Below are 2,485 nucleotides of genomic sequence, written 5' to 3'. Positions count from 1 at the left end.
CCGGTGCGCGCCGATCTGCTGCTGCTGGGCGAGTTGAATTACGCCGGGCCGATCGTGGCGGAAGTGACCGGGATTCCGTGGGCAAGCTATGTGCTGGCGCCGTTATCGTTCTTCTCGGCTTTCGATCCACCGGTGCTGCCGCCGTATCCGAAGCTGGCAAAGGCTGACAAAAAGGTGCCGGGATTCGGGCGCGTGATCAAGCGCGTCGCGCGGTTTGTGAGCCGCAAATGGCCCGAGCCGATTTACGAATTGCGGCAGGAACTGGGCCTCCAACGCGGCGAAAATCCGCTGTTTGATGCGAAGCACTCGCCGTACCTGGTGCTGGCGCTCTTTTCGCGGGTGCTGGGCACTGAACAAAAAGACTGGCCGCCAAACACGCTGATAACCGGATTCGCCTATTACGATGCCGATGCGGGTAATGCGAAGCTGCCGCCGCACCTCGAAGAATTTGTCGCAGGCGGAAAGCCTCCAATTGTGTTTACGCTGGGATCGGCGGCGGTGCTGGCTGCCGGAAATTTCTACGAGGTGTCGGCAAAGTCCGCAATGGACCTTGGCAAACGAGCAGTACTGCTGATTGGGAGTGACCCGCGTAACAAGCCGAAGCAGAAGTTGCCGGAGTCGATTTGCGTGGCCGAGTATGCGCCGTATTCCGCGCTGTTTTCGCGGGCATCCCTCGTGGTGCACCAGGGCGGTGTTGGGACGGTCGGGCAGTGTCTGCGCGCCGGCAAGCCGATGCTGATCATGCCGTACTCGCACGATCAGCCCGATAATGCGCGGCGCATGAAGCGGCTCGGCGTTGCCAAGGTCATCCAAAAGGCGGGCTATACGCCGAAGAAGGTGACGCGCAAGATCCGCAAAATGCTCGACGATCCGAGTCTCGCGGAAAAAGCTCGCGCGGTCGCCGAGCAACTGCGCGGCGAAGATGGCGTAAAGACGGCGTGCGATGCGCTGGAGGCACTGCAGGCAAAAACGGAACGCAAATCCTAGTCCAGTTTGTCGGGCAAGAAACATCGATCATGACCGGCTTGCCAGCCGGCTTTACGGTCGTGGATCCGGGGCCGCTTTCCTTTGCGTTTACCCTCGACAATTTCAAGCCGAGGCTTATCAGACAGGCAGCGACGATCTAAAGTTTATATTCCCGTAAAGTCTTACACAATAGAACACTCGGAAGTCGAGCCCCGATGCGACCGTAATAACATCAGCAAACACTCACTGCGCAACATCAGAAAACACTCACTGTGCGAGCGGGTAGTTCTTCGTTTTTCCCGTGCGCGAGTTGGTCACACTGAAGCTGCCGTTCTGATGCGCGACAACCTTGAAATACGCTCCGTCGCTGCCACCTTTCAGGTTGGCAATAAGCGGCTCAGCGCTGTTGTGGGCGGCGTCGGAGTCTTCAGCCGTGTGCAGCATGTACAGATCCTGCAGGCCGGGGCTTTCGTGCACGGTTTGCCAGGCCTCGGGACTGCCGGCCTTGTGCGCGCCGTTATCCATGATGGCTACACGAGGTTGAATGGCGTCGACAAATGCCCGCGAGTTCGACAGGTCGAATCCATGATGGTTCACAAGATACAGGTCGACAGGTCCGATGAGGTTGTCAGGGCAGACCAGCGGAATTTCCTTCGCCTTGGTCAGGTCGCCGAGGTCAAGAAAACGGAATTTGCCGAAGCGCACCAGGATACCTGCTGAGCGAGGATTTTCAGTGGTGTCGAGATCCCACTTTGGCTCGGAGGCGCAATAGGAGTTCGGTTCCGGCTTCACGCCGGGGACCGATTTGATGTGTTCGCCGTCAGCCGTGAGAACGATGATGTTGAGGTCGGGAATATCGATGGTGTCGCCCGGATGGACAGTGCGGCGCGGCGTAGTGCCGATCGCCTTGATATAGGCGGCGTAGTCGTGGCGTGTGATCTCCGAGTCTTCCCGGTTGACACCGTGATCCAGAAACTCGCCGACCTTAACGTGCTCGACTAGGTTTGGCACGCCACCGACGTGATCGACATGGAAGTGGGTAATGAGCACCTTGTCGATCATGGTGATCCCGGCCTCTTTCATCGCCGCCTCAATGCGCTGGGCGTCGCGGCCGTTGTTGCCGGGCCACCCCGTATCGACGAGCAGTGAATGGCCTGTGGGCGATACGAGGAGTGTGGCCTGGCCGCCTTCTACGTCGATGGCGTAGATTTGCAGGCCTTTTCCCTCCGTTTGCGCCTGCATGGTTGCAATTGGCGCGAAAAACAGCGCGAGAGCGAGGGCCGAGAGCGGAAGCCGGAAAGCGTGCATGCGGAAGAAGTTCCGGGGGCTATCAGTTGGGCTGGCGGGCTGGTGAGCGGCAGTTCGCATTTGCCGAAGAGTGTATAAGACCAAGCATTAGTTGGGGAACTGGGTCCAAACGGGCCTGAAAACCGCACTACTGGTAAAATAGAAAGTGCCGCACTGTGTGGCCATTCATCTTGTATTCATTCCCAACCTGATGGCCGCCTGAGGCCATACC

At 58.6% G+C, this 2,485-nt stretch carries 2 protein-coding genes; one reads left to right on the top strand and one right to left on the bottom strand.

All coding sequences use genetic code 11. The features are described from left to right. The coding region (locus WA354_RS15010) for a glycosyltransferase (protein ID WP_472813830.1) at positions 1-987 on the top strand (987 nt) is incomplete at its 5' end. A gap of 246 nt (positions 988-1,233) precedes the next feature. On the opposite strand, the gene WA354_RS15005 is transcribed toward WA354_RS15010, so the two are convergent. Next, positions 1,234-2,274: a ComEC/Rec2 family competence protein gene (locus WA354_RS15005; RefSeq protein ID WP_472813829.1), complete on the bottom strand. Its 1,041-nt coding sequence runs from the start codon at positions 2,272-2,274 to the stop codon at positions 1,234-1,236. Between the last annotated feature and the right edge of the window lie 211 nt (positions 2,275-2,485).

The sequence above is a fragment of the Occallatibacter sp. genome (assembly GCF_049802275.1).
Taxonomy (GTDB): domain Bacteria; phylum Acidobacteriota; class Terriglobia; order Terriglobales; family Acidobacteriaceae; genus Telmatobacter.
This window is presented reverse-complemented; position numbering and strand designations above follow the sequence as displayed.